Annotated in this window: 16 protein-coding genes; 14 read left to right on the top strand and 2 right to left on the bottom strand. The window is 67.9% G+C overall.

Annotation, left to right across the window (positions count from 1 at the left end; translation table 11 throughout):
- Nucleotides 1-48 precede the first annotated feature (48 nt).
- The 3 genes from ABIE21_RS12680 (at nt 49) to ABIE21_RS12670 (ending at nt 3,953) form a co-directional block, all read left to right on the top strand.
- Nucleotides 49-1,020 carry a carbohydrate ABC transporter permease gene (locus ABIE21_RS12680; protein ID WP_354025199.1) on the top strand — a complete coding sequence of 324 codons (972 nt, stop codon included), beginning with the start codon at nt 49-51 and terminating at the stop codon, nt 1,018-1,020.
- Nucleotides 1,017-2,006: a carbohydrate ABC transporter permease gene (locus tag ABIE21_RS12675; protein WP_354025198.1), complete on the top strand. Its 990-nt coding sequence runs from the start codon at nt 1,017-1,019 to the stop codon at nt 2,004-2,006. The genes ABIE21_RS12680 and ABIE21_RS12675 overlap by 4 nt, the downstream gene beginning before the upstream one ends.
- 111 nt (nt 2,007-2,117) lie before the next feature.
- On the top strand, nt 2,118-3,953 hold the full coding sequence (locus tag ABIE21_RS12670) for an ABC transporter ATP-binding protein (protein WP_354025536.1): 1,836 nt from the start codon (nt 2,118-2,120) through the stop codon (nt 3,951-3,953).
- 27 nt (nt 3,954-3,980) lie between these two features.
- Here the strand turns inward: ABIE21_RS12670 and ABIE21_RS12665 are convergent, their stop codons facing one another.
- Nucleotides 3,981-4,664 carry a DUF305 domain-containing protein gene (locus tag ABIE21_RS12665; protein ID WP_354025197.1) on the bottom strand — a complete coding sequence of 228 codons (684 nt, stop codon included), beginning with the start codon at nt 4,662-4,664 and terminating at the stop codon, nt 3,981-3,983.
- Entirely contained in the window at nt 4,642-5,319 is a 678-nt protein-coding gene (locus ABIE21_RS12660) for a DUF3105 domain-containing protein (RefSeq protein WP_354025196.1), read from the bottom strand. The genes ABIE21_RS12665 and ABIE21_RS12660 overlap by 23 nt, the downstream gene beginning before the upstream one ends.
- Nucleotides 5,320-5,455: 136 nt before the next feature.
- Here ABIE21_RS12660 and ABIE21_RS12655 point away from each other — a divergent pair, with 136 nt between their 5' ends.
- The 11 genes from ABIE21_RS12655 (at nt 5,456) to ABIE21_RS12605 (ending at nt 19,652) form a co-directional block, all read left to right on the top strand.
- Nucleotides 5,456-6,820 carry a cystathionine beta-synthase gene (locus ABIE21_RS12655; protein ID WP_354025195.1) on the top strand — a complete coding sequence of 455 codons (1,365 nt, stop codon included), beginning with the start codon at nt 5,456-5,458 and terminating at the stop codon, nt 6,818-6,820.
- Between the two features lie 19 nt (nt 6,821-6,839).
- Nucleotides 6,840-8,018 (top strand): cystathionine gamma-synthase, encoded by a 1,179-nt coding sequence (locus tag ABIE21_RS12650; protein WP_354025535.1) that lies wholly within the window; start codon nt 6,840-6,842, stop codon nt 8,016-8,018.
- 78 nt (nt 8,019-8,096) lie between these two features.
- Nucleotides 8,097-9,395, top strand: a complete 1,299-nt coding sequence (locus ABIE21_RS12645) for an APC family permease (protein WP_354025194.1) — start codon at nt 8,097-8,099, stop codon at nt 9,393-9,395.
- Nucleotides 9,370-10,290: a cyclase family protein gene (locus tag ABIE21_RS12640; protein WP_354025193.1), complete on the top strand. Its 921-nt coding sequence runs from the start codon at nt 9,370-9,372 to the stop codon at nt 10,288-10,290. Before ABIE21_RS12645 ends, ABIE21_RS12640 begins: the two co-directional genes overlap by 26 nt.
- A gap of 41 nt (nt 10,291-10,331) precedes the next feature.
- Nucleotides 10,332-11,531 (top strand): ROK family transcriptional regulator, encoded by a 1,200-nt coding sequence (locus ABIE21_RS12635; RefSeq protein ID WP_354025192.1) that lies wholly within the window; start codon nt 10,332-10,334, stop codon nt 11,529-11,531.
- 174 nt (nt 11,532-11,705) lie between these two features.
- Nucleotides 11,706-13,226, top strand: a complete 1,521-nt coding sequence (mmsA, locus tag ABIE21_RS12630) for a multiple monosaccharide ABC transporter ATP-binding protein (RefSeq protein ID WP_354025191.1) — start codon at nt 11,706-11,708, stop codon at nt 13,224-13,226.
- A 38-nt stretch (nt 13,227-13,264) separates the two neighbouring features.
- On the top strand, nt 13,265-14,569 hold the full coding sequence (gene mmsB, locus ABIE21_RS12625; protein WP_354025534.1) for a multiple monosaccharide ABC transporter permease: 1,305 nt from the start codon (nt 13,265-13,267) through the stop codon (nt 14,567-14,569).
- A gap of 68 nt (nt 14,570-14,637) precedes the next feature.
- Nucleotides 14,638-15,741, top strand: a complete 1,104-nt coding sequence (locus tag ABIE21_RS12620) for a sugar-binding protein (RefSeq protein WP_354025190.1) — start codon at nt 14,638-14,640, stop codon at nt 15,739-15,741.
- Nucleotides 15,742-15,918: 177 nt separating this feature from the next.
- Entirely contained in the window at nt 15,919-16,932 is a 1,014-nt protein-coding gene (locus ABIE21_RS12615) for a LacI family DNA-binding transcriptional regulator (protein WP_354025189.1), read from the top strand.
- A 435-nt stretch (nt 16,933-17,367) separates the two neighbouring features.
- Complete coding sequence (locus tag ABIE21_RS12610) at nt 17,368-18,945, top strand: xylulokinase (protein WP_354025533.1); 1,578 nt, start codon at nt 17,368-17,370, stop codon at nt 18,943-18,945.
- Nucleotides 18,942-19,652, top strand: a complete 711-nt coding sequence (locus tag ABIE21_RS12605) for an L-ribulose-5-phosphate 4-epimerase (protein WP_354025188.1) — start codon at nt 18,942-18,944, stop codon at nt 19,650-19,652. The genes ABIE21_RS12610 and ABIE21_RS12605 overlap by 4 nt, the downstream gene beginning before the upstream one ends.
- The last annotated feature ends 3 nt before the right edge of the window (nt 19,653-19,655 follow it).

The raw sequence follows: 19,655 nt of genomic DNA, 5'->3' as shown, positions 1-19,655 counted from the left end.
GCCGACTTCCCACCATTTCAGAGCCGAAAGAAAACTTAGAGGAATCCCATGACCACTGCGGATCTCATCGGTAAAATCGTCCAGGTCGCCGGCGGACTCGCGATTTTCGCCGCCGTCATCGGGCTGATCCTGTTCATCGTCGACAAGGCGCCCAAGCGCTCTCGCGACTACTTCCAACTCGCCGCCTTCATCGGACCGGCACTCATCCTGCTCGTCGGCGGTCTCATCTACCCGGCGATTCGCACCACCTCGCTGGCGTTCTTCAACCGCACCGGAGACCCGGTCGGGTTCGAGAACTTCATCTGGGCGTTCACCCAGCCCGACGCGGTGCGCACCCTCGTCAACACCGTCATCTGGGTCGTGCTCGTGCCCACCGTCTCCACCGCGATCGGCCTCGCCTACGCGGTGTTCATCGACAAGTCGCGGGGTGAGAAGTTCTTCAAGGCCCTTGTCTTCATGCCGATGGCGATCTCCTTCGTCGGCGCCGGCATCATCTGGAAGTTCGTCTACGACTACAAGTCGCAGGGCCGTGACCAGATCGGTCTGCTGAACGCCGTGGTCGTCGCCTTCGGCGGCGATCCCGTGCAGTGGCTGCAGACCGGCCCGCTCAACACCTTCCTGCTGATCGCCGTCATGGTGTGGATCCAGACCGGATTCGCCATGGTCGTGCTCTCCGCAGCCATCAAGGGCGTGCCGACCGAGCAGATCGAGGCCGCCCAGCTCGACGGCACCAATGCCTGGCAGCGGTTCCGCAACGTGACCATCCCGGGCATCCGCGGCTCCCTCGTAGTGGTTGTGACCACGATCTCGATCGCCACACTCAAGGTGTTCGACATAGTCCGCACGATGACTGCCGGAAACTTCGACACCAGCGTCGTCGCCAACGAGATGTACACGCAGGCGTTTCGAGCGAACGAACCGGGCAGGGGGGCCGCGCTCGCGGTGATCCTGTTCATCCTCGTGCTCCCCATCGTCATCTACAACGTCCGCGTTCTCCGTAGCCAGAAGGAAATCCGATGAGCGTATCTCCAGTCGACCTGCCCATCCCGAAAGACGGCAAGCTCAAGGGCTCGATCGAATTGGCCGACCAGGGCCTGTCGAAGGCCGGCAGGGTCAAGCGCCGTCTCACCTCGCGCCGGGCCACCTTCGCCGCGTTGATTATCGCGGTGCTGTGGACGACGCCGACCTTCGGCCTGCTCGTCTCCTCGTTCCGTCCGGCCGAGGCGATCCGCGAGACCGGCTGGTGGACCTTCTTCTCCAACCCGGCGCTGACGCTCGACAACTACCAGGACGTGCTCCTCTCGTCGTCGCAGTCGTCGCCGCAGCTCGGCGCCTACTTCATGAACTCCCTGGCCATCGCGATACCCGCGACGATCTTCCCGCTCGTGATCGCGTCGATGGCGGCCTACGCCTTCGCGTGGATCAAGTTCCGAGGCAGCGGCTGGATCTTCATCGTCGTCTTCGCGTTGCAGATCGTCCCGCTGCAGATGGCGCTCATCCCGCTGCTGCAGGTCTTCGGCACGATCCTGCGCCCCGGTCAGGAGTTCCTGCACGACATCATCCCGTCGATACCCGAGCAGAATTACCTGCCGATCTGGATAGCGCACACGATCTTCGCGCTGCCGCTGGCGATCTTCCTGCTGCACAACTTCATCACCGAGATCCCGGGCGAGGTCATCGAGGCGGCCCGTGTCGACGGTGCGAGCCACATGCAGGTGTTCATCCGGATCGTGCTCCCGCTCGCGCTGCCGGCTATCGCATCGTTCGCCATCTTCCAGTTCCTCTGGGTGTGGAACGACCTGCTGGTGGCCCTGATCTTCTCCGGCGGAACGCAGGATGCCGCACCGCTCACACAGAGGCTGGCCGAGCTGACGGGCACGCGCGGTCAGGACTGGCAGCGCCTCACCGCCGCCGCGTTCGTGTCGCTCATAGTGCCGCTGATCGTGTTCTTCGGACTCCAGCGGTACTTCGTGCGCGGCCTGCTCGCCGGGTCGACGAAGGGCTGATCGAGGCCGTAGATCGAGCCTGTCGACATCTCCCGTCCGTCAGCGTCGGTGGGATCTCGACAGGCTCGATCGCCGTTCGAGAACGAAGCGTAGGCTCGACCCGTGAGTGGAATGCGCGGTGGGGGTCATCCCGGACGAGTCAGCAGCGGAGACGCGGCGGCGCAGAAGGCCCAGAACGCGGAGGCTCCGCGCATCCCCGACCTCCTGAAGCGCATCGGCGACCTGTTCGCCCCGTACAGGTCGCAGCTCACCGTCACCATCGTGCTGGTACTCGTGAGCGCGGCGCTCAGCGTCGCGCCGCCTCTGCTGACGAAGCAGGCGTTCGACCTCGGCCTCTTCCCGACGGGAGGGCCGAACATGCCCGTGCTGCTCGAGCTCGTCGGCATCATGGTGCTGATCTGGATCGCGTCATCCGCCCTCGGCGTCTGGCAGACCTGGCTCACCGCCACCGTCGGCAACAAGGTGATGGGCTCGCTGCGCGTGCGGCTGTTCGAGCACCTGCAGGCGATGGAGCTCGCGTTCTTCACCCGCACCAAGACGGGCATCATCCAGTCGAGGCTGCAGAACGACGTGGGCGGTGTGGCCGGCGTGCTCAGCAACACGATCTCGAGCGTCATCGGCAACACCGTCACGGTGATCGCCGCTTTCGTCAGCATGCTCATTCTGAGCTGGCAGCTCACCATCGTCGCGGTCATCCTGCTGCCGGTGCTCGTGCTCGCCCAGCGCAAGGTCGGCCAGGTTCGTGCCCGGATCGCGACCAAGACGCAGGAGTCGCTGAGCGACATGACCGCGATCACGCAGGAGACGCTGAGCGTCTCGGGCATCCTGCTCGCGAAGAGCTTCAACCAGCAGAAGTCGGAGACCGACCGCTACGCGCTCGAGAACGACAACCAGATCGGCCTGCAGGTGCGGCAGGCGATGAGCGGCCAGTGGTTCTTCGCCATGGTCGGCATCTTCCTCTCGGTGATCCCCGCGGTGGTGTACCTCGTGGCGGCCTGGCTGATCCTGCGCGACGTGCCCGTCACGGCCGGAACGATCGTCGCCTTCACCACGGTGCAGGCCCGGCTCACCTTCCCGCTGCTCGGCCTGATGCGCGTCGCCCTCGACCTGCAGACCTCCTCCGCACTGTTCTCCCGCATCTTCGAGTACCTCGATCTGAAGCCGGCCATTAAGGACGCCCCGGATGCGAAGGAGGTCGACCCGGCGAAACTCGGGCTCGTCGAATTCGACGACGTCGTGTTCCGCTACCCGGACGCGGCCAGCGACACCAGGGCCACCCTCGACGGCGTCTCGTTCCGCATCGAGCCCGGGCAGTTCGCCGCGTTCGTCGGCCCGTCGGGTGCCGGCAAGACCACGGTGTCGTACCTTATCCCGCGCCTGCACGACGCGTCGAGCGGCAGCGTGCGGTTCGCCGGCGACGACGTGCGCGCGCTCTCCGAGCTGTCGCTCGTGAAGAACATCGGCATCGTCAGCCAGGAGACCTACCTCTTCCACGCCTCGATCGGCGACAACCTGCGCTACGCCAAACCCGACGCCACCGACGACGAGCTCGTGAGAGCGGCGAAGGCCGCGAACATCCACGCCACCATCGAGTCGTTCCCCGACGGCTACAGCACGCTCGTCGGCGAACGCGGGTACCGGCTGAGCGGCGGCGAGAAGCAGCGCATCGCGATCGCGCGGGTGTTGCTGAAAGACCCGGCGGTGCTCATCCTCGACGAGGCCACGAGTGCGCTCGACTCCATCTCGGAGCGGGTCGTGCAGGACGCGCTGGATACCGCCTCGCGCGGACGCACCACCATCGCGATCGCCCACCGCCTCTCGACCATCGTCGACGCCGACGTCATCTACGTGGTGGTGGCTGGCCAGATCGCCGAGAGCGGCACCCACGCCGAGCTGCTGGCCGCGCGCGGCACGTACTGGGAGCTGTACTTCGACCAGAACGCCTGACGCCGTCGCGTCGAACGCGTGGTCGGGCTACGCGGCGGGCAGCGCGTCGAGCAGGTCCTGCATGTAGCCGATCTCGCTCGACTGCGCCTTGACGATGCTCGCCGCGAGCGAGCGCACGACGCGCTCGTTGCTGCGCACGAGCACGGCGTCGGCCATCTCCACGCCGCCCTCGTGGTGCGCGATCATGAGCTGCAGGAAGATACGCTCCGCCTCGTCGCCGGTGGCCGCCTCGAGCTCGGCGAGCTGCTCGGCAGTCGCCATGCCGGGCATGTCCCCGCCGGGCTCGTGGTCGCTCTCGCCGGTTCCCATCTCGCTCATGCCCTCGTGGCTGACGCCGGTGAGAGCCGGCCGGGACATCCACGTCATGGCGGGCTCCGGCGAGGTCTGCGGCAGGTTCCACACGGTGAGCCAGCCGTTCATCTGTCCGGCCTGCTGCGACTGCGAGGTCGCGATGTCGTAGGCGAGAAGTCGCACGTCCGGGTCATCCGTCAGATCCCGCACGATCAACGACATCTCGACGGCCTGCGCGTGGTGGGTCTGCATGTCGCGCGCGAAGCCGGCCTCGGCGCTCGTCGTCGACGGCGCGGTCGCGACGGGGGCGGAGAGACTGCCCGCGGCGAAGGCGGCGGCGACGAGCAACGCGACTGCGACGACGGCGGCGACGATCAGCCGGACGCGCCGCCCCGAGTCAGGAGATTCGGCCTGGTCCATTGACCGCTCCGGTGCACGCTGCGCCGGGCTCCGGGGCGTCGGGCGACTGGCGGAACTTCTCGATGAAGTCGGCGAGGCGCGGGTCGTCGACACCGTCGAGCTGCACCTGGTTGGCCCACGCCGAGGCGACGACGGGGGCGGGCAGGCCGGGGTACGGCGAGAGCACCATGTAGGTCTTCGGGATCGACTCGCGCAGCGTCTCGATCTCGGCCTCTCCCAGCACGTCGGGGTCGTAGGTCACCCACACGGCGCCGTGCTCGAGGGCGTGCACGGCGTTCTCGTTCTGCTGCGGCTCGGTGTACACGCCGCAGTTCAGCCACGCGCCGAAATGGTCTCCGCCGGCGGGCGGGTTCATGCCGTACTCGGCCTCGTAGTCGACCGGGTTGGGGTCGATGTGCACGGCGGTGAGGCCGTCGAACGTGTCGAGGCCCTCGATCGCGATGTCGTCGGGGTTGACCTTGGGCACGGCGCTCGAGACGACGAACGTGATGACGAGGGCGATGGCGCCCGCCACGAGCAGGCCGCCGACGCTGAAGCCGATGATGCGGTTGCGCTTCTCCTTGGCCTGCTGCTTCTTGAGCACGGCGACCTTGGCGGCGCGCTTGGCTTCGCGCTGCTCTTTGACCGACGGAGTGGCGGGATTGTTGCTGGCCATGGAGGACACCTGTCGTTCGTTAGCGGCAGTGGAAAAGGGCAACTCGAAAGCTTGTTGCTTCAATGATTATGCCTTGCGCAAGCTGGGAATCCCGATAAAGGCCTGCCTCGGGCCCCGCTGGTAGATTGGCGGAACCATGAAGTACGCCAACTCAGTGCTCGACCTCGTCGGAAACACCCCGCTCGTGCGGCTCAACAGCGTCACGACCGGCATCGCCGCGACCGTGCTGGCCAAGATCGAGTACCTGAACCCGGGCGGTTCATCCAAGGACCGCATCGCGACCCGCATCATCGACGCCGCCGAGCGCGACGGTCTCCTCAAGCCGGGCGGAACCATCGTCGAACCGACGAGCGGCAACACCGGGATCGGCCTGGCGCTCGTCGCGCAGCAGCGCGGCTACCGCTGCGTCTTCGTCCTGCCCGACAAGGTCGGCGAGGACAAGCGCAACGTGCTGCTCGCCTACGGCGCGGAGATCGTCGTGACCCCGACCGCGGTCGCGCCCGAGAGCCCCGAGTCGTACTACAGCGTGTCCGACCGTCTGGTGCGCGAGATCCCCGGCGCGTTCAAGCCGAACCAATACTCCAACCCCAACGGCCCGCTCAGTCACTACGAGACCACCGGCCCCGAGATCTGGCGCGACACCGAGGGCGAGGTGACGCACTTCGTGGCGGGCGTCGGCACCGGCGGCACCATCAGCGGGGTAGGAAAGTACCTCAAAGAGGTCTCGAACGGCGCGGTGCAGATCATCGGCGCCGACCCCGAGGGTTCGGTCTACTCAGGCGGTACCGGCCGTCCCTACCTCGTGGAAGGAGTCGGCGAGGACTTCTGGCCCACCGCCTACGACCCCACCGTCGTCGACGAGATCATCGCGTCGTCGGACGCCGAGTCGTTCGAGCTCACCCGACGGCTGGCGCGCGAGGAGGGGCTGCTCGTCGGTGGGTCGAGCGGTCTCGCCGTGGCATCCGCTCTCAAAGCAGCCAAGGACCTGCCGGCCGACGCCGTCGTCGTCATCCTGCTACCCGACGGCGGCCGCGGCTATCTCGGCAAGATCTTCAACGAGAAGTGGATGCAGTCGTACGGCTTCACCCAGGTCTCCGAGGAGAAGACCGTGGCCGACGTGCTCAGCCGCAAGACCGGCGACATCCCCGACCTGGTGCACGTGCACCCCGTCGACACCGTGCGCGACGCCGTGAAGATCATGGCCGAGTACGACATTTCGCAGCTGCCCGTGCTCACCGCCGAGCCGCCCGTCGTGATGGGCGAGGTCGCGGGAGCCATCGACGAGCGTGCCCTGCTCGAGGACATCTTCACCGGCACCGCGAAGATGACCGACTCCATCGCGAAGTTCGTCGGAGAACCGCTCGGGCTGATCGGCAAGCACGAGTCGGTGTCGGCCGCCCGGGCGGCGCTCGCCGGGGCCGACGCCCTCATGGTGGTGAGCGACGGCAAGCCCGTCGGCGTGCTGACCCGCCAGGACCTGCTCACCTTCCTCACCGCGTAACCCTCCCAGAACAGAAGAGATCCCCTTGTCAGAAGAGCAGTACGGCTTCAGCACGCGCGCCATCACGGCGGGCCAGCACTTCGATCCGACGACGGGCGCCGTCGTGCCCCCCGTGTACCTGACCTCGACGTTCGTTCAGGACGGCATCGGCGGGTTCCGCGGCGGCTACGAGTACGCGCGGGGCGGCAACCCCACGCGGGACTCGCTGCAGGAGCAGCTCGCCTCACTCGAGGGCGGGGTCAAGGCGTTCAGTTTCGCCTCCGGGCTCGCCGCGGAGGACGCGCTGCTGCGCGCGGTGCTCACCCCCGGCGACCACATCGTGATGGGCAACGACGTCTACGGCGGAACCCACCGGCTGGTGAACCGGGTGTTCGTGCCGTGGGGGATCGACCTCGACGTTGTCGAGCTCACCGACCTCGACCGGGTGCGTGCCGCGATCCGTCCGGGATCCACCAAGGTGCTCTGGATCGAGACGCCCACGAATCCGCTGATGAAGATCAACGACATCGCCGCCCTCGCCGAGCTCGGCCACGAGTTCGGGGTGCTCGTGGTGGTCGACAACACTTTCGCCTCGCCCTACCTGCAGCAGCCGATCGCCCTCGGCGCCGACGCCGTCATCCACTCGACCACCAAGTACCTCGGCGGCCACTCCGACGTGGTCGGCGGCGCCGTCGTCGTGAACGACGAGGAGCTCGCGGCCAAGGTCGGCTTCCTGCAGTTCGGTGTCGGCGCCGTCTCGGGGCCTCTGGATGCCTGGCTCACCATCCGAGGGATCAAGACCCTCGCGGTGCGCCTCGACCGTCACTCGTCGAATGCCCAGTCCATCGCGGAGTCGCTCACGGGTCACCCGGCCATCGAGACCGTGTACTACCCGGGGCTGCCGACGCACCCCGGCCACGACCTCGCGTCACGGCAGATGAAGGCCTTCGGCGGCATGATCTCCCTGGGTCTCGCCGGCGGCGAGGTGGCGGCCCGAAAGCTCGCGGAGTCGACCGAGCTGTTCCAGCTGGCCGAGTCGCTCGGCGGCGTCGAGTCGCTCATCGGCTATCCGTCGGAGATGACGCACGCGTCGGTGCGCGGCACCGAGCTGGAGGTGGCGCCCAACATCGTGCGCCTCTCGGTCGGCATCGAAGACGTCGCAGACCTGACCGCCGACCTGCTCACCGCCCTCGACAGGGTCACCGCCGCCTCCCGGTAGTCGCCCGTGGCAGGTTGTCGCCACACGATGTCCGAAAGTCGCGGGACAGCGCATTACTGCCACTGACAGAGTGGCACTATGACGACGACAGCCGCCCCGCCAGCCGTAACCGGTCAAGGCGGTTCCATCGGCCTCGTGCAGGCCTCGGCGCTCTACATCGCGGCGGTGCTCGGCACCGGCATCCTCGCGCTGCCCGCCCTCGCCGCGACGGTCGCGGGGCCCGCGTCCATCCTCTCGGTGGTCGCGGTCCTGCTGCTCTCGATCCCGCTCGCGGGAACCTTCGCGGCGCTCGCGGCGCGGCATCCGGACTCCGGGGGAGTGGCCACCTACGTGCGGATGGCGCTCGGCCCGACCGCGGCGCGCGTGGCCGGCTACCTGTTCTACTTCGGGGTGAGCGCCGGCACCCCGGTCGTCGCCGTGCTCGGCGCCTCCTACGTCGTCGCGATCTTCGGCGGGGAGCCGTGGGCCGTCGTGATCGTGGCCGTCGCGTTGTTCGTTCCGCCCTTCCTGTCGAACGCGTGGGGGCTGCGCGTCTCGGGCCGGGTGCAGCTGGTGCTCACCGGCGCCCTGGTCGCCATCGTCGTCTTCGTGGTGGCGCTCGCCTCGCCCGCGGCCCAGGCGACGAACTTCACACCGTTCATGCCCCACGGCTGGGCCGGAGTCGGTGCCGCGATCAGTCTGTTCGTCTGGGCCTTCGCCGGCTGGGAGGCGGTCACCCACATCGCGGGCGAGTTCGCTAACCCGCGGCGCACGATCCCGATCGCGACGGCCATCGCGATCGTCGCCGTCGGCGCCGCGTACCTGGCGCTGCAGCTCGTCACCGTCGGCGTGCTGGGCGAGGCCGCGGGCGACACCGCAGTGCCCCTGCTGACCCTGGTCGCGACCGCCGCACCGGGCGTCGGCCCCGCCGTGGTCGCTGCCGTCGCCGCCGTCGTCGCGCTCGGCGTGCTCAACGCCTACCTCGGCGCGTTCGCGAAGCTGGGCGCCTCGCTCGGCCGCGACGGCGACCTGCCGCACTGGCTCGCGCGCGGCGCGGAGGCCGGCGGCGTGCCGCGCCGCAGCCTGCTCGTCGTCGGCGCCCTCGCGGCCACGTACCTCACCGCGCTCGTCGTCTCGGGACTCGACCTCACGCCGTTCATCCTCATCCACACCACCTGCATGGTCGTGGTCTACGCGCTCGGGATGGTCGCCGCGGTGCGCATCCTGCGGCGCTGGAGCATCGGCTGGTGGCTGGCCGTGGTGAGCGTCGTGCTCGTCGCCGGTCTGGTCGTGCTCGCCGGCGCCACGCTGTTCATCCCCGCTGCGCTGGCCCTGGCCGCCGTCGTGGTCACCGTGATCCAGAGGAGAAGGAATGCCCCAGTACCGCGCGCACTGTGACGCCCGTATCGAGTTCGTCAACGGCGGGTCGCTCGTCGCCGAGGGATTCCGCCTCGACCTTCCCGGCGACCTCCCACCCGAGAGCGCCGACGAGAGCGTCGTCGGCCGGCTGCTCGTGCGTCACCTGGGCCTCGCGCTCGTCGACTCGATCGACGTCTCCAATCTGGCGATCGTCGAAGAACGGCATCGGGGCTCGCGCGGCATCGAGCCTGCCGCACCAGCAGCCGACCAGCGCGGTCGACTCGTCGACCTCGGCCACACGATCCGCGACGGCCTCGTCACCTACCCCGGGCTGCCCGAGCCGACAATCACACCGCACCTCAGCCGCGCCGACTCGAGGTCGCGCTACGCGCCGGGCACCGAGTTCGCCCTCGACACGATCACGATGCTCGGCAACACCGGCACCTACCTCGACAGCCCGTTCCATCGCTACGAGGGCGGCACCGACCTGGCCGGCCTGACGCTGGAGACGCTGGTCGACCAGCGGGCGGAGGTCTTCCATCTGACGGATGCCTCGGCCCGAGGCATCCGCGCGTCTGTGTTCCTCGATCGCGACGTCGCCGGACGTGCGGTGCTGCTGCATACCGGGTGGGACCGCCACTTCGGCGCCCCCGCCTACGCGCACGGGGCGCCGTTCCTCACCGAAGACGGCGCCGCGTACCTCGTCGAGCAGGGCGTGACGCTCGTCGGCATCGACTCGCTCAACATCGACGACACCGAGTCGGGCGGCACGCGGCCCGCCCACTCCCTGCTGCTCGACGCGGGCATCCACGTGGTCGAGCACCTCACCGGCCTCGACGCGCTGCCGCCCAGCGGCGCGCTGTTCACCGCGGTGCCACCGCGCGTCGTCGGTTTCGGCACCTTCCCGGTGCGGGCCTACGCGCGCGTAATGTGACGCAGTTGTTGCGTTAATTTCTTGACGGCAAGGCTTTGTTGTTGCACGCTACATATATGACAACGAGGCATAGATCCCGCAACCCGGGATCGCAGACGGCGCTGCGCCAGTCCAACCAGCAGCGCATCATCTCCAGCCTCGTCTCCGGCGGCCCGTCCACCCAGGCCGAGATCTCGCGAAACACCGGGCTCTCGAACGCCACGGTCTCGAACATCGTCAAGGCCCTCGCCGAGCGGGGGATCGTCAGCACCGCGCCCACCACGAGCTCCGGCCGCCGCGCCCTCTCGGTCAGCCTCTCCGGGGAGAACGGCGCCGTGGCCGTCGGCATCGACTTCGGGCGCAGGCACGTGCGCATCGTGCTCTCGGGGCTCGACTACCAGGTGATCGCCTCCGAGTCGGTGTCGCTGCCGCTCGGGCACAGCGCGCGCGTCGCACTCGAGGCCGCCGCCGTGCTGCTCGACGAGGTGCTGGAGTCGAACCGTGTGAGCCCCACCCTCGTGCTCGGTATCGGAGTCGGCATCCCGGGCCCCATCGACCGGCGCACCCAGACCGTGATCGAGGGCGCGATCCTTCCCGAGTGGGTCGGCATCACGCACTCGGCGATCGAGGCGCGTCTCAACTTCCCGGTCTACATCGACAACGACGCCAACCTCGGCGCCCTGGCCGAGGTGACCTGGGGCCCGCACAACGGCACCGAGAACCTCGTCTTCGTGAAGATCGGCAGCGGCATCGGCGCCGGGCTCATCCTGGGCGGCCTGCCCTTCGGGGGCAACATGGGGGTCACCGGAGAGATCGGGCACACCCCCGTGCACGACCACGGCCTCCTCTGCCGCTGCGGCAACCGCGGGTGCCTCGAGACCGTCGCCTCGACGACGGTGATGCTCGAACTCCTCGGCCGCACGAGCCCGACCACGATCGCGACGAGCGACATCGTGCGGGCCGCTCTCGCCGGCGACCACGCGACGCTGCGCATCATCGACGACGCCGGCCTCGCCGTCGGGCGGTCGGTCGCCTCCATCGTCAACCTCGTGAACCCCGAGACGGTGGTCATCGGCGGCCCCCTGGCCGGGCTCGGCGAGCTCCTGCTCGACCCGATCCGTCGCGGACTCGCGGTCTACGCGGTGCCGATGCTCAGCGAGAACACCGAGCTCGTGATGTCGTCGCTCGGCGAGGAGGCCGAGGCGCTCGGCGCCGTCGCGCTGGTGCTGCGGCACGCGGGACTGCACACGCCCATCGGATAAGACCGACGGCTCCGAGCCATCCGTTTCCGTATCGTTGTCAAGCTGATGCGTTCACAGGTTGACGACAACGCTTGCAGGGCTTAGTTTCTACAAGGGCACCAAACACGCGGGTGTCCATGACGAGGAGGTCGCGCCGTGGAACAGGGCCTGAACACTGAGCCGACAATCCTGGAGATGCAGTCCATCACCAAGGAATTCCCGGGCGTCAAGGCCCTCGACAGGGTCTCGCTGACGGTCAAGGCGAATGAGATCCACGCCATCTGCGGCGAGAACGGCGCGGGCAAGTCGACGCTGATGAAGGTTCTCTCCGGCGTCTACCCCTACGGCACCTACGAGGGCGACATCGTCTACGAGGGCAAGGTCGTGCGCTTCAAGGACATCAAGTCGAGCGAGGCCGCCGGCATCGTCATCATCCACCAGGAGCTCGCGCTCATCCCCGAGCTGTCGATCACCGAGAACATCTTCCTCGGCAACGAGCCCGGCCGCGGCGGCGTCATCGACTGGGTCGAGGCGCAGAAGGAGGCGACGCAGCTGCTCGCCCGCGTCGGACTCGACGACGACCCCGACACGCAGATCAAGAACATCGGCGTCGGCAAGCAGCAGCTCGTCGAGATCGCCAAGGCCCTGAACAAGAACGTGAAGCTCCTCATCCTCGACGAGCCCACCGCGGCGCTCAACGAGAACGACTCGCAGCACCTGCTCGACCTGATCCTCGGTCTGAAGAGCAAGGGCATCTCGTCGATCATGATCTCGCACAAGCTCAACGAGATCGAGCAGATCGCCGACGAGATCACGATCATCCGCGACGGCAAGTCGATCGAGACGCTGAACGTCAAGGCCGACGGAGTCGACGAAGACCGCATCATCCGCGGCATGGTCGGCCGCACACTCGGCAACAGGTTCCCCGAGCACACCGCCGAGATCGGCGAGGTGTTCTTCGAGGTGCGCGACTGGACGGTGCAGCACCCGCTCACCGCCGAGCGGCTCGTGGTCAAGAACTCCAGCTTCACCGTGCGCCGCGGCGAGGTCGTCGGTTTCGCCGGGCTCATGGGCGCCGGTCGCACGGAGCTGGCGATGAGCATCTTCGGCCGCTCGTACGGCAAGTTCCTCGGCGGCCGGGTGTTCAAAGACGGCAAGGAGATCAAGCTCCGCACCGTCTCCGAGGCCATCGGCCACGGAATCGCCTACGTGAGCGAAGACCGCAAGGCGCTCGGTCTCAACCTGCTCGACACCATCAAGCGGTCGATCGTCTCGGCGAAGCTGCGCAAGATCTCGCGCGGCGACGTGGTGAACGAGATCCAGGAGGCCCAGATCTCCGAGGAGTACCGCAAGAGCCTGCGGATCAAGACCCCGACGGTTGAAGAGGGCGTCAACAAGCTGTCCGGCGGAAACCAGCAGAAGGTCGTGCTGGCGAAGTGGATGTTCACCGACCCCGACCTGCTGATCCTCGACGAGCCCACCCGCGGCATCGACGTCGGCGCCAAGGCGGAGATCTACGGAATCATCCGCGACCTCGCCGCACAGGGCAAGGGCATCATCATGATCTCCTCCGAACTGCCCGAACTCCTCGGCGTCTCCGACCGCATCTACACGATCTTCGAAGGCCAGATAACCAACGAACTCCCGGTCGCCCAGGCCGATCCCGAAACCCTCATGCGCAGCATGACCTCGTCCTCACAGAAAGTAGTCGCGTAATGAGCGCTCCAGTTACTGAGAAGAAGAGCGGATTCGACATCCGCGACCTCAAGAACCTCTTCGGCGGCGGCGGTTCGCTCAAGCAGTTCGGTATTCTCGGCGCCCTCGTCGTGATCATCCTCATCTTCCAGATCTGGACGGGAGGCAAGACGCTGCAGCCCGGAAACATCATCAACATCGTGCAGCAGTACTCCTACATCCTGATCCTCGCGATCGGCATGGTGATGGTGATCATCGCGGGCCACATCGACCTCTCGGTCGGTTCCGTGGCCGCGTTCACCGGCATCATCGTGGCGCTGGCCATGAAGGACTGGAACTTCCCCTGGTGGGCGGCGATCATCCTCGGTCTCGTCGTCGGAGCGCTCATCGGCACGTGGCACGGATTCTGGGTGGCCTATATAGGCGTGCCAGCCTTCATCGTGACACTGGCCGGCATGCTCATCTGGCGCGGCGGCAACCAGCTCATCGGCGACTCGGCGACCGTGCCGGTCGAGGCCGGGTTCCAGGTCATCGGAAAGGGCTACCTGCCCGAGGTCGGCCCGAACTTCGGCGTCAACAACCTCACCATGCTGCTCGGCTTCCTGGTCGTGCTCGTGCTCATCGGCCTCGAGGTGCGCGGTCGTCGCACCCGTAAGGTCATGGGAGCGGCAGCCGACCCGGTGTGGCTCAGCGTTCTGCGAGTCGTCATCCTCGGCGGCGTGGTGCTCGTGGCCGCGTACCTGTTCGCCACCGGCCGCGTCGGCACCAGCTTCCCGGTGTCGGGCATCATCCTCGCCGCGCTCGTCATCGGCTATTCGTTCCTCACCAACAACACGATCATCGGCCGCCACATCTACGCGGTGGGCGGCAACAAGCACGCCGCCGAGCTGTCGGGCGTCAACTCGAAGCGCGTCAACTTCTTCGTGATGATGAACATGTCGGTTCTGGCAGCGCTCGCCGGCATGATCTTCGTGGCGCGGTCGCAGGCCTCTGGCCCGTTCGACGGTGTCGGCTGGGAGCTCGACGCGATCGCGGCCGTGTTCATCGGCGGCGCCGCGGTCTCCGGCGGTATCGGTACCGTAGCCGGGTCCATCATCGGTGGACTCGTTATGGCCGTGCTCTCCAACGGACTCGCGCTCAAGGGCATCCAGAGCGACCTCGTGCAGATCATCAAGGGCCTCGTGCTCCTGATCGCCGTCGGCGTCGACGTCTACAACAAGACGCAGGGCCGCCCGTCGATCATCGGCCTCATGACGAACCGCAACAAGAGCGGCGCCGCGCCCACCAACGACTCGACGTCGAACGAGGTCACCCCCGGCGGCGGCACGCCCGACACCGTCGTGCCCGGCGACCTCAGGAAATAACGACTTATCCGACCGATCCACCACGCTTCACCCAACGCACCAATCACAGATAGAGAGAAAGATATCCAATGAAGAAAATCCTTCTTGCAACCACAGCCGTCATGGCAGTGGCCGCGCTCGGCCTCACCGGCTGCGCATCCGACGGCGGAGGCCGTGGCGGAGAGACCGGCGGCGAGAGCGCCTCCGGCTTCGCTGCAGACTCGCTCATCGGCGTCGCACTGCCCGACAAGACCAGTGAGAACTGGGTTCTCGCCGGCGGGCTCTTCGAAGACGGCCTCGCAGAAGCCGGCTTCGAGGGCGACGTGCAGTACGCGGGAGCCAGCAACGCTGTCGCCGACCAGCAGCAGCAGATCTCGACCATGGTCACCAACGGTGCCAAGGTCATCATCATCGGCGCGAAGGACGGCGCACAGCTCGGCACCCAGGTCGCCGAGGCCCGTGATGCAGGCGCCGTCGTGATCGCCTACGACCGCCTCATCCTGAACTCCGACGCCGTCGACTACTACGTAGCCTTCGACAACTTCAAGGTCGGCCAGCTGCAGGGCCAGGCGCTGCTCGACGGCCTCGCCGCCAAGTTCCCGGACAAGACGTCGTACAACGTCGAGCTGTTCTCCGGCTCGTCCGACGACGCCAACGCTCCGGTCTTCTTCGAGGGCGCCATGGACATCCTCCAGCCGAAGATCGATGACGGCACGCTCGTCGTCGTCTCCGGCCAGACCGACATCAAGCAGACGGCGACCGACGGCTGGAAGCCGGAGAACGCCCAGAAGCGCATGGACACCATCATGCAGGGCTCCTACCAGGGCACGACCGTCGACGGCGTCCTCTCGCCCAACGACACCCTGGCCCGCGCGATCATCACCTCGGTGACGGATGCCGGACAGGCCGACCTGCCGATCGTCACCGGCCAGGACTCCGAAGCCGCCTCCATCCCGCTGATCATGTCGGGCCAGCAGTACTCCACCATCTACAAGGACACGCGTGAGCTCGTTGCGACCGCGATCGAGATGGCTCAGGACCTGCAGAAGGGCGACGAGCCCGCGACGACCACCGAGACCGACAACGGCAACGTCGAGGTCCCCACGCTCTACCTGGAGCCGGTCATCGTCACCAAGGAGAACGCAGCCGAGGCGTACGCGAACAACCCCGAGCTGCTCGCACTCACCAAGTAACACCCGCTGAATAGAAGGCCGGTCGCTCCCTCGGGGCGGCCGGCCTTCTCGCGTCGGGGAGCGCCGGCCTGCCTCAGGCGGCGCACACCGAGCGCCTCGCACTTCCATGCATAATGGGGAGTGATTCTTGAATGTGAACGTACACATCGCCAATGAAGTCGGGTACCACGATTGACCATGGAGCCGGAAAAGGTTCGCGCGCCGAACATCCGCGACGTCGCCGCGCTGGCCGGAGTCTCCTACCAGACCGTCTCCCGGGTGCTCAACGACAGCCCCAGCATCAAGCCGTCGACCCGGCAGCGGGTGCTCGACGTCATCGCCGAAGTGGGCTACCGGCCCAACCAGGCGGCGCGCGCGCTGGTGACGAGCCGCTCGCGAACCATCGGCGTCCTGTCGTCGCAGACCGCACACTACGGCCCCACCACGAGCGTCAACGCGATCGAGCAGGCGGCCCGCGAGGCCGGCTACCGGCTGAGCATCACGAGCATCTCGTCGGGCGACTACGCCTCGATCAAGTCGGCGATCGACTACCTGCTGAGCCAGGCCGTCGAGGCGCTCGTCGTGATCGCCCCGCAGGTGCGCGTCTTCGACGCCCTCGCCGACCTGTCGATCAACGTGCCGTACGTGACCCTCGAGTCGACCGGTCGTGACAGCGGCCACAGCCTCTCGGTCGACCAGGTCGCCGGCGCCCGGCTGGCAACCAAGCACCTCATCGATCTCGGGCACACCGAGATCACCCACATCTCGGGGCCGCAGGACTGGATAGAGGCAGACGCCAGGATGCAGGGCTTCCTCCACGAGATCAACGACGCCGAACTGCGTACGCGCGCGCCCATCCTCGGCGACTGGAGCGCGCACTTCGGCTACTACGCCGGGCTCGAGCTGCTGCGGTTCCGCGACTTCACCGCCGTCTTCGCCGGCAACGACCAGATGGCCCTCGGGTTCATGCACGCCTGCCGCGAGTCGGGGCTCGACGTTCCCGGAGACATCAGCGTCGTCGGCTTCGACGACATCCCGGAGGCCGCCCACTTCTCGCCGCCGCTCACGACGGTGCGCCAGAACTTCGCCGAGATCGGGCGCCGCGCCGTCGAGCTCCTGCTCTCGGAGCTCAGCGGGGGAGCCGGGCAGAACCACGACCAGATCCGTCCGGAGCTCGTCGTGCGCGCCACCACTGCACCGCCCGCCTGGTAGCGGCCGCGGGCCCACGCCGCGGGTGCCTCCCGCGTCGCGAGCCGTTTTCGGACGGATGCGCCCGCCGCGAGGAGTCGCGATCTTCGCGAGCCGGATCCGGTCGGATGCGCCCGCCGCGGCGGAGTCACGGGTCCGAATGCAGCTCGCGAAAATGCCGGCCATCGATGTGGCTCGTGCCCGCGACTTCCGCCCACCACCCCGACCGCTGCGCCCCCGCCACGGGGTTACCCAGCCGTGACCTTCGAGACTTGACACGTGTGACCGTTTCGCATGTAACATTGCGGAATTGATGTGAACGGTCACATCCGGTGTTTGCCCTAAACGCCGAGACACGAGCTACCCGACAATGAGGTCCGCAGAGTGAGCGCAGCCACCGAGCCAGCAGGCGACGAGAAGAACACCGTCGACGTACCGCTCGACGACGTCCGCAGCGCTATCCTCGGCGGGCGCACCTCGCTCGGTATCGAGCTCGGATCGACCCGCATCAAGGCCTGCCTGATCGGAGACGACGCGTCGGTCGTGCTCGCCGTCGGCAGCGACGAGTGGGAGAACTCGTTCGTCGACCGCGTGTGGACCTACTCGCTCGCCGACGTGTGGTCGGGGGTGCAGGCGGCGTACGCCGACCTGGTCGCCGACATCGAGCGCCGCTACGGCGTGCGCCCCGAGACCTTCGGCGCGATCGGCGTCTCGGCGATGATGCACGGCTACCTCGCGTTCGGCGCCGCCGACGAGCAGCTGGTGCCGTTCCGCACCTGGCGCAACACGACCACTGGCGTCGCGGCAGACGAGCTGACCGAGCTCTTCGGCGTGAACATCCCGCTGCGCTGGTCGATCGCCCACCTCCACCAGGCCGTGGTCGACGCCGAGCCGCACGTCGCAGACCTCGACTTCGTCACGACCCTCGCCGGCTACGTGCACTGGCAGCTCACCGGCCGCAAGGTGCTCGGGGTCGGCGACGCGTCGGGCATGTTCCCCATCGACGCACAGACGCGCACCTACGACGCCGAGCTGATGGCGAAGTACGCGGCGCTCGTGCCCGCACTCGACCTCGAAGCCCTGCTCCCCGAGGTGCTCGTCGCCGGCCAGCCCGCGGGCGAGCTCACGGAGCAGGGCGCGGCCCTCCTCGACCCGACCGGCGCTCTCAAGCCCGGCGCGGTGACGGCACCGCCCGAGGGCGACGCCGGAACCGGCATGGTCGCCACGCAGTCGGTCGCCCCGCGCACCGGCAACGTGAGCGCGGGCACCAGCATCTTCGCGATGGTCGTGCTCGAGCGCCCGCTTGCGAACCTGCACCACGAGATCGACCTCGTCACCACCCCGGCCGGCGACCCCGTCGCCATGGTGCACTGCAACAACGGCGCGAGCGAGCTCGCCGCCTGGGCGGGCATGTTCGGCCGGTTCTCCACCGCCGCCGGCAGCCCCGTCTCCTCCGACACCGTGTTCGAGACCCTGTTCCGCGAGGCTCTCGAGGGCGAGGCCGACGCCGGCGGAGTGCTCGCCTACAACCACCTCGCCGGAGAGCCCATCGCCGGCCTCGCCGAGGGCCGCCCGCTCGTCGTGCGCACGCCCGACAGCCGGCTCACGCTCGCCAACTTCATGCGCGCCCAGCTCTACGGCGTCTTCGGCACCCTCGCGCTCGGCATGCGCGTGCTCGACGGCGAGAAGGTCGAGCTCGACCGGATGTTCGCCCACGGCGGCATGTTCCGCACCGCGGGCGTCGCGCAGCGGTTCCTCGCCGGCGCACTCGGCGCACCCGTGTCCGTCGCCGAGACCGCCTCGGAGGGCGGCGCGTGGGGCATGGCCGTGCTCGCGTCCTACGTCGCATCCGGCGAAGGACGCACCCTCGACGGCTACCTCCGCGACCGCGTCTTCGACGAGGCGAGCTTCACCACCGTCGCCCCGGAGGCCGCCGACGTCGCGGGCTTCGCCACCTACCTCGACCGCTACCGCGACGGCCTCGCCGCCGAGCAGGCCGCCGTCGAATCCATCTCGTTGTTAGGAACCACCCGATGACCGCCTTCACCCCCGAGATCCAGGTCGCCATCGCGCGCACCCGCGACGACGTCGCCCGGCTGCACGCCGAGCTGGTGCGCTACGAGCTCGTCGTCTGGACCGGCGGCAACGTCTCCGGCCGCGTGCCCGGCGCCGACCTGTTCGTGATCAAGCCGTCCGGCGTCTCCTACGACGACCTCAGCCCCGAGAACCAGATCCTCTGCGACCTCGACGGCAACGTCATCGAGGGCACCCCCGGCTGGGAGCGCAGCCCGTCGAGCGACACCGCCGCGCACGCCTACGTCTACCGCAACATGCCCGAGGTCGGCGGGGTCGTGCACACGCACTCCACCTACGCCACCGCCTGGGCCGCCCGCGGCGAGGCCATCCCGTGCGTCATCACCGCGATGGCCGACGAGTTCGGCGGCGAGATCCCGGTGGGGCCGTTCGCCATCATCGGCGACGACTCGATCGGCCACGGCATCGTCGAGACGCTCACCGGCCACCGCTCGCGCGCCGTGCTGATGCAGAACCACGGCGTGTTCACGATCGGCAAGAACGCCAAGGACGCCGTCAAGGCGGCCGTCATGGCCGAGGACGTCGCGAAGACCGTGCACATCTCGCGCCAGCTGGGCGCGCCACTCCCCATTCCCCAGACGGCGATCGACTCGCTGTACGACCGGTACCAGAACGTCTACGGCCAAGACCCCACAGGAGCACTCAAGTGACCA

Origin of the sequence: Conyzicola nivalis, from assembly GCF_040548875.1 — a bacterium.
In the GTDB taxonomy this organism is placed as follows: domain Bacteria; phylum Actinomycetota; class Actinomycetes; order Actinomycetales; family Microbacteriaceae; genus Conyzicola; species Conyzicola nivalis_A.
The sequence above is the reverse complement of the archived record's forward strand: the minus strand, read 5'-3'. Positions and strand labels throughout refer to the sequence as shown.

Coding starts and splice junctions, on each gene's coding strand:
- ABIE21_RS12660 (WP_354025196.1), bottom strand. CDS start 5,319: ATGGCCAGCAACAATCCCGCCACTCCGTCGGTCAAAGAGCAGCGCGAA.
- ABIE21_RS12645 (WP_354025194.1), top strand. CDS start 8,097: ATGACGACGACAGCCGCCCCGCCAGCCGTAACCGGTCAAGGCGGTTCC.
- ABIE21_RS12605 (WP_354025188.1), top strand. CDS start 18,942: ATGACCGCCTTCACCCCCGAGATCCAGGTCGCCATCGCGCGCACCCGC.
- ABIE21_RS12670 (WP_354025536.1), top strand. CDS start 2,118: ATGCGCGGTGGGGGTCATCCCGGACGAGTCAGCAGCGGAGACGCGGCG.
- ABIE21_RS12620 (WP_354025190.1), top strand. CDS start 14,638: ATGAAGAAAATCCTTCTTGCAACCACAGCCGTCATGGCAGTGGCCGCG.
- ABIE21_RS12665 (WP_354025197.1), bottom strand. CDS start 4,664: ATGGACCAGGCCGAATCTCCTGACTCGGGGCGGCGCGTCCGGCTGATC.
- ABIE21_RS12655 (WP_354025195.1), top strand. CDS start 5,456: ATGAAGTACGCCAACTCAGTGCTCGACCTCGTCGGAAACACCCCGCTC.
- ABIE21_RS12640 (WP_354025193.1), top strand. CDS start 9,370: ATGCCCCAGTACCGCGCGCACTGTGACGCCCGTATCGAGTTCGTCAAC.
- mmsA (WP_354025191.1), top strand. CDS start 11,706: ATGCAGTCCATCACCAAGGAATTCCCGGGCGTCAAGGCCCTCGACAGG.
- ABIE21_RS12675 (WP_354025198.1), top strand. CDS start 1,017: ATGAGCGTATCTCCAGTCGACCTGCCCATCCCGAAAGACGGCAAGCTC.
- ABIE21_RS12680 (WP_354025199.1), top strand. CDS start 49: ATGACCACTGCGGATCTCATCGGTAAAATCGTCCAGGTCGCCGGCGGA.
- ABIE21_RS12615 (WP_354025189.1), top strand. CDS start 15,919: ATGGAGCCGGAAAAGGTTCGCGCGCCGAACATCCGCGACGTCGCCGCG.